Below are 6,177 nucleotides of genomic sequence, written 5' to 3'. Positions count from 1 at the left end.
TGTCAGAGCCACAAATTCTTTATATATTCGTACAGCTACAACACCATAATAATAACTACATTATTTCTAGAATTATGATGGACAAAACTCAAATCGGTACAAATGCGGGCATTGTATGGAGACTTCTTTCGGACAACGCCCACTGGGAATACGAGAAACTTAAAGATGCATCCGGCCTGTCAGACAGAGACCTGAATGCGGCAATCGGATGGCTGGCACGAGAAGACAAAATAGATTTTGACATTGACGAGCAACGCGACCGTTTGTTTTTACATGTCAACGTCTATATCGGTTAACACTAAATACCATCGGAGAATATACTCTGATGGTATTTTGTTTTTATATCAGACAATCCGGTTTACCGTAATATCCGGAAACTCATGAAGCATCATCAACAGCAACCCTTCTTCGTTCACCCTCTTCGCCTTGATTACCATCGTAATGTGATAAGCTTCGTGGTTATTCTCATATACCTTGTTCATCTCGTAAGAAGTAATCTGAAAATTCTCGGAGCTGAATTTGCCGGAAAGGGTTTTCAACGCCTCGGCATTCTCTGCCGTAAGTTCAATAATCATGCTACGCATTCCTATGCTCTTAAAGCAGTAGCTGAGAACCTCTAATCCCGCCAATACCAGAAAGGTGGCCAGAATACCTATCATGTACATGCCCGACCCTACCGCCAGTCCGATTCCCGCCGTAGTCCACACACCAGCTGCCGTAGTCAGTCCGCGTACCACCTGCTTCTGCAACAAGATAATGGTTCCTGCTCCAATGAAACCAATACCGCTGACCACCTGGGCGGCCACACGGCTCGGATCCAGACGCACCAAATCTTTCTCCAGCACATCCATAAAGCCGTATTGCGACACAATCATCAGCAATGCACTGCCCAGTGCCACCAGAAAATGCGTACGATAGCCCGCCTCTTTCGCCCGGTACTCCCGCTCAAGCCCGATAAGCACTCCCATCAAGCCGGCCACAAACAACCTTAAAGAAAAATCTACGTAAATGTTCATACACTTTCAGATAAAAGCTGATTCTTTCCGAAAGATACAAAAAAACATTAGAAAACCCAAGCGAACCAACAAGAATACATACAGGTTTAATATATGTCCCTCTGACCGGAAACTTATACCTCCCGAAGCGAAAACCTATATCTTCCCTCGGGAGAACATAAGTTTCTGCCTTGGGAAACATAGAAAGCCGGAAGACATTTTCCTCATACCTCGCCTGCGTCTTCCCGAGAGCGGTGTCCCCCAGCCAAGATTCATCTTTCCGCTTCTACATTTCCGTAGTTTCGTTTTTTTTCGTAATTTTACGCTCGATTTTACAGCATAACTTTATGAAATATAAATTATTAGTATTAGACCTCGACGGAACGCTTACCAACAAGCAGAAAAAGATTACCCCTCACACCAAGGAAACGCTACTCAAGATTCAGGAACAAGGAGTAAAAATTGTACTGGCCTCGGGAAGACCTACGTACGGCATTGCCCCGCTGGCCGAGCAATTGGAATTGCATAAGTATGAAGGCTACATTCTGGCTTACAACGGTGGAGAAATCATCGACAGGAAAACCAAGGAGCTGATGTACAAGAACCTGCTCGACCACGATGTACTTCCTTACCTTTATGAATGTGCCAGGAAGAACGATTTTGCCATTGTGACTTACGACGGGGAATACGTGCTGACCGAGAAACCGGACGATGAGTATGTGCTCAAGGAGGCCTTGCTCAATGTCATGAAAATAAAGAAAGTGGATAATTTCCTGGATGCCGTGAAACATCCGATTGCCAAGTGCCTGATTGTGGGCGAGCCGACCCGCCTGACCGAGCTGGAGAAAGAGATGTACGAGCACCTGAAAGACCGCATGGGAGTGTTCCGCTCAGAACCTTACTTTCTGGAGCTGGTTCCCAAGGGCATCGACAAGGCCCAGTCGCTGGCCGTTCTCCTGAAGGAAATCGGGCTTACCCGTGAGGAAATGATTGCCATCGGCGACGGATTCAACGACCTGTCCATGATTCAATACGCCGGACTGGGTATTGCCATGGCCAATGCACAGGAGGTGGTAAAAGAAAACGCCGACTTCATCACTCTGTCCAATGAAGAAGACGGCGTGGCCTACGCGGCAGAAAAATTCATTCTGTCTTAGGCTTCCGGTCGAAGAACGGATTTTTGGATGATGCACTCACGGGTATGGCGTACACCTGGGTGCATCCATCCAGCCAGTCCAGTTGCTGGGCTGCCAGACCAGCCGAAAACATCACACGCGTATCTACCCGATGGTCGGCCGCTACCGAACAAGCCGAACCGATAGCTATTCCAACATCCACACTATTGATGGCACAAGGCACTCCCTTCTTACGGTCTCCGCAATGCTCATATCCGCAATGCCCGCAATCCAGCCCCTGCGGAAGTGAATGAGTACCTATCAGCACCACACACTCCGCCTCGAGAATGTTGTCCGCATCACGCAGGAAAAACTTAAAACCATTGTCTTCGTACATCTGCTTCATCGTATCAGAAAGGATACGGATGTTGCTTTCCGTCACCATGGCCACTTCAATAATGTCTACCCCCTTCCCTTTGGGAGCCGTACGTGCCGCCGTCATCATTTGTTGCGCCACCTGCAACACCTGTTCGTGACGGCTGTCTCTTTCATTCAGTATCATATTCCATTAAAGTTAAAAACATACATACACAAAAAAGGGTTATATCCGAGCTTTTGCCATAAGGCGTCAGATGCTCTAAATATAACCCTTTCTCGATAAATCCGCTACGGATTTATTTCTTTTTTCCTTTTTTCAGGTCATTTTCATGAATGGCCTCTTCTACTTGATAAGCCGGAGCATGTTTTTTATGCATACCCTTCGGTTTTTTATTACCGGCAGCTCCCATAGTAAATACCTCCTTTCAATTCCTTAAAAAGGTCAATGTAAAAATGTGATTATTTAAGTATATCCAGTTGTTTGAAACACTTAATCAATTTTTCAATGGCGAAGTCCACCTGTTCTTTGGTGTGAGTAGCCATCAAAGCAAAACGCACCAGTGTATCCTGAGGAGCACATGCCGGAGGAATTACCGGATTGATGAACACTCCTTCGTCGAATGCCAGCTTGGTTACTTCGAAAGTCTTGTCCGTGTCGCGTACGTACAGAGGGATAATCGGACTTTCTGTTTCACCGATTTCAAAACCTGATTCGCGGAAACGCTTCAGAGAGTAATTGGTGATTTCCCACAAACGTTCCTGACGTTCCGGTTCTGTCTTGAAAATGTGGATGGCTTCTCTAGCCGCAGCCGTAGCTGCCGGCGTATTACTTGCCTGGAATATATAAGAGCGGGCATTGTGGCGCAACCAGTTGATTACATCCTTGTCGCCTGCCACGAAACCACCTATAGAAGCCAGTGACTTACTGAATGTACCCATAATCAGGTCGATGTCTTCCGTTACGCCGAAATGGTCGCACACGCCCCGTCCCTGTCGTCCGAATACGCCCAGACCATGTGCTTCGTCCACATAAACGCTGGCATTGTATTTCTTCTTCAGACGGACGATTTCCGGCAGGTTGGCCAAATCGCCTTCCATAGAGAACACGCTATCCACCACAATCAGTTTGATAGCATCCGGTTCACACTTCTGGAGCTCTTTTTCCAGGGCATCCATGTCATTGTGTTTATACTTCAGCTGGGTAGCAAAAGAAAGACGTCGTCCGTCCACGATAGAAGCATGGTCACGGTCATCACAAATGATGTAATCACCACGTCCGGCCAACTGAGGAATCACACCTTCATTAACCGTAAATCCGGTAGAGAAACACAGTGCTTCATCTTTACCGACAAACTCTGCAAGTTCTTTTTCAAGTTCTACATGAATATCCAATGTGCCATTCAACAGACGAGAACCTGCGCATCCTGTACCATATTTGCGAGTGGCGGCAATAGCTGCGTCAATGATTCTCTGATCATGAGTCAGACCCATATAGGAGTTTGATCCGAACATCAATACTTTCTTTCCGTCCATCATTACCTCTGTATCCTGGGCACTGTCTATTTCGCGAAAGTACGGATAAACACCCCTTTCCATGTACATCTGAGGTACTCTGAATTTACTTAATTTTTCTTGTAATAATCCCATATTCTAATCTCTGGTAAGCATCCCAGCTTACATTAAACTTTATTTCTTTTGCAACCGTTTCGTTACATCATTGTCATTAAGAACGTGCAAAGATACAAAAAACTCAAAATTCCGACACGAATCCCTGAAAAAAAATAACAAGAGTGTCAATTATATGAGCAATTTACCCTAAACAATGAAAGATAATATTATTTTTGTACTCCCAAATTTTAAGGAAACAGGTTTATGGAGACAAAAAAGCGAATCACCTTTGTGGTAAACCCCATATCCGGCACTCACGGAAAGGAATTCATCCTACGACTTATTGAAAAAGAATTGAACCATTCTATATATGATTATTCTATCCGGAAAACGGAATATGCAGGTCATGCTTCCGAAATAGCCGCACAAGCTGCTGCCGACCACACGGACATCGTAGTGGCCATCGGTGGAGACGGTACCATCAATGAGATAGGACGGGCGCTTATTCACACAAACACCGCCATGGGAATCATCCCATGCGGATCGGGTAACGGACTGGCACGCCATCTTCATATTCCAATGGAACCCAGAGGCGCCATTAACGTATTAAATGCTGGACATATTAAAACGATAGACTACGGCATTATCGATAACCACCCTTTTTTCTGTACGTGTGGAGTAGGGTTCGATGCCTTCGTAAGCCTGAAGTTTGCAGATTCCGGGAAAAGGGGGCTGCTAACTTACCTGGAGAACACCCTGCATGAAAGTCTGACATATCAGCCAGAAACATACGAAATAGAAAATTCTACAGGAACCGTCCGATATAAAGCCTTTCTGATTGCCTGCGCCAATGCGTCGCAATATGGCAACAATGCCTACATCGCTCCGCAAGCCTCGCTGACCGACGGCATGATGGACATCACGGTGCTGGAGCCGTTTACCGTGCTGGATGTGCCCTCTCTTTCTTTCCAGCTATTCAACCGGACACTCGACCAGAACAGCCGTATCAAAACAATGAAGGATAAAAGTATCATTATACATCGCACGCAGGAGGGAGTGTTCCATTTTGACGGAGACCCGATGATGGGAGGCAAGGACCTGAAGGTAGAAATCATACATCAAGGGTTACACGTCATCGCGCCGGCACGCCCCAAGCAGACGCCCTCTCCCCCTCTGAATATCCTCCAGCATTTCACCGATTTCATTGGCCGGCGCCCTATCACTTCGGCCATTGCCCAAAAGCACAAGCAACTTCTGATGCTGAACCATCACATTTTGAGGAGATTGTCGAAGAAATAATCATTTCTCTTATAAGGCCAGATAGAAATCTCTGGCCAGTCCCCTAAACTCCGGTGTATAGACATGACGCTCTGTCTCGATGGAAAGATACGTGATTTCCGTCTGCACACAAGGATACTTTACGAATGCCATCAGCACACGCTTGGCGGGCAATTCCTGACGGGGATGTACCCAGGTCTGGCGTAGAAGATACAAACCTTTCCCGATGGCTAAGGCCACAAAATCGGCCGTTACGGTAGCTGGAAGCACCACCGAAAAGCTACCTTTTTCGGACAACAAAACCGACACTTTCGATAGCAAGGCGTCAAAGTCCAGTTCATCGGTATGCCGGGCCGTGTTCCTCTGCACCTGAGGACATTTCACGGACTCCACAAAGTACGGAGGATTCGACACGATGGCGTCAAAACCCCCGTTCCATTCCTCCGGTGCCTTTCGGATATCAAGCAGCTTCACCTCCATCCTGTCAGACCAGGGCGTACGGGCCACATTTTCACTAGCCTGCTCCACGGCTGCTTCATCAATATCCACGGCGGTCACTAAGGCATCCGGATTCCGCTGGGCCAGCATCAGGGCAATCAGTCCGCTTCCGGTACCAATGTCCAGTACCCTACGTGCCCCGTCCACCTGCGCCCATGCGCCGACCAGCACCCCGTCTGTGCCTACCTTCATGGCACATTTATCATGAAAAACCACAAATTGCTTGAATTGAAAATATGGATTGGGCATAACTTCCGTCTAAATTTTTACGCCAAAATTAGTGAAATCCCGACAGAAAGCACTTC

7 protein-coding genes are annotated in these 6,177 nt (G+C 46.9%); 3 read left to right on the top strand and 4 right to left on the bottom strand.

The features are described 5' to 3' along the window. The first annotated feature begins 77 nt into the window (after positions 1–77). Positions 78–296, top strand: coding sequence for a winged helix-turn-helix domain-containing protein (locus ACMJ0U_RS01635; protein WP_417127754.1), 219 nt, complete (start codon positions 78–80; stop codon positions 294–296). A gap of 48 nt (positions 297–344) precedes the next feature. Here ACMJ0U_RS01635 and ACMJ0U_RS01630 read toward each other — a convergent pair whose 3' ends face one another. Further along, positions 345–1,016 carry an MgtC/SapB family protein gene (locus ACMJ0U_RS01630; RefSeq protein ID WP_417127751.1) on the bottom strand — a complete coding sequence of 224 codons (672 nt, stop codon included), beginning with the start codon at positions 1,014–1,016 and terminating at the stop codon, positions 345–347. A 326-nt stretch (positions 1,017–1,342) separates the two neighbouring features. Here ACMJ0U_RS01630 and ACMJ0U_RS01625 point away from each other — a divergent pair, with 326 nt between their 5' ends. Next, positions 1,343–2,152: a Cof-type HAD-IIB family hydrolase gene (locus tag ACMJ0U_RS01625; RefSeq protein WP_417127749.1), complete on the top strand. Its 810-nt coding sequence runs from the start codon at positions 1,343–1,345 to the stop codon at positions 2,150–2,152. On the opposite strand, the gene ACMJ0U_RS01620 is transcribed toward ACMJ0U_RS01625, so the two are convergent. Together ACMJ0U_RS01620 and spt are read right to left on the bottom strand one after the other, a co-directional pair. Beyond that, positions 2,139–2,672 (bottom strand): ferredoxin domain-containing protein, encoded by a 534-nt coding sequence (locus tag ACMJ0U_RS01620; protein ID WP_417127747.1) that lies wholly within the window; start codon positions 2,670–2,672, stop codon positions 2,139–2,141. The two genes, ACMJ0U_RS01625 and ACMJ0U_RS01620, sit on opposite strands and share 14 nt — an antisense overlap. 275 nt (positions 2,673–2,947) lie before the next feature. Beyond that, positions 2,948–4,135: a serine palmitoyltransferase gene (spt, locus tag ACMJ0U_RS01615; RefSeq protein WP_417127745.1), complete on the bottom strand. Its 1,188-nt coding sequence runs from the start codon at positions 4,133–4,135 to the stop codon at positions 2,948–2,950. Positions 4,136–4,360: 225 nt separating this feature from the next. Between spt and ACMJ0U_RS01610 the strand changes: the two genes are divergently transcribed. After that, the gene (locus ACMJ0U_RS01610) at positions 4,361–5,395 is read left to right on the top strand and encodes a diacylglycerol/lipid kinase family protein (RefSeq protein ID WP_417127743.1); all 1,035 of its coding nucleotides are present in this window, start codon (positions 4,361–4,363) and stop codon (positions 5,393–5,395) included. Between the two features lie 9 nt (positions 5,396–5,404). Here ACMJ0U_RS01610 and ACMJ0U_RS01605 read toward each other — a convergent pair whose 3' ends face one another. Continuing rightward, a complete protein-coding gene (locus ACMJ0U_RS01605) occupies positions 5,405–6,121 on the bottom strand; it encodes a tRNA1(Val) (adenine(37)-N6)-methyltransferase (protein ID WP_417127741.1) in 717 nt (238 codons plus the stop codon). Positions 6,122–6,177: the final 56 nt, after the last annotated feature.

This window comes from Phocaeicola sp. (assembly GCF_048170425.1).
Classification (GTDB): Bacteria; Bacteroidota; Bacteroidia; order Bacteroidales; family Bacteroidaceae; genus Phocaeicola.
This window is presented reverse-complemented; position numbering and strand designations above follow the sequence as displayed.

Excerpts from the sequence above, each read along its gene's own strand:
- ACMJ0U_RS01635 (WP_417127754.1), top strand. The coding sequence starts at position 78 with ATGGACAAAACTCAAATCGGTACAAATGCGGGCATTGTATGGAGACTT.
- ACMJ0U_RS01630 (WP_417127751.1), bottom strand. The coding sequence starts at position 1,016 with ATGAACATTTACGTAGATTTTTCTTTAAGGTTGTTTGTGGCCGGCTTG.
- ACMJ0U_RS01625 (WP_417127749.1), top strand. The coding sequence starts at position 1,343 with ATGAAATATAAATTATTAGTATTAGACCTCGACGGAACGCTTACCAAC.
- ACMJ0U_RS01620 (WP_417127747.1), bottom strand. The coding sequence starts at position 2,672 with ATGATACTGAATGAAAGAGACAGCCGTCACGAACAGGTGTTGCAGGTG.
- spt (WP_417127745.1), bottom strand. The coding sequence starts at position 4,135 with ATGGGATTATTACAAGAAAAATTAAGTAAATTCAGAGTACCTCAGATG.
- ACMJ0U_RS01610 (WP_417127743.1), top strand. The coding sequence starts at position 4,361 with ATGGAGACAAAAAAGCGAATCACCTTTGTGGTAAACCCCATATCCGGC.
- ACMJ0U_RS01605 (WP_417127741.1), bottom strand. The coding sequence starts at position 6,121 with ATGCCCAATCCATATTTTCAATTCAAGCAATTTGTGGTTTTTCATGAT.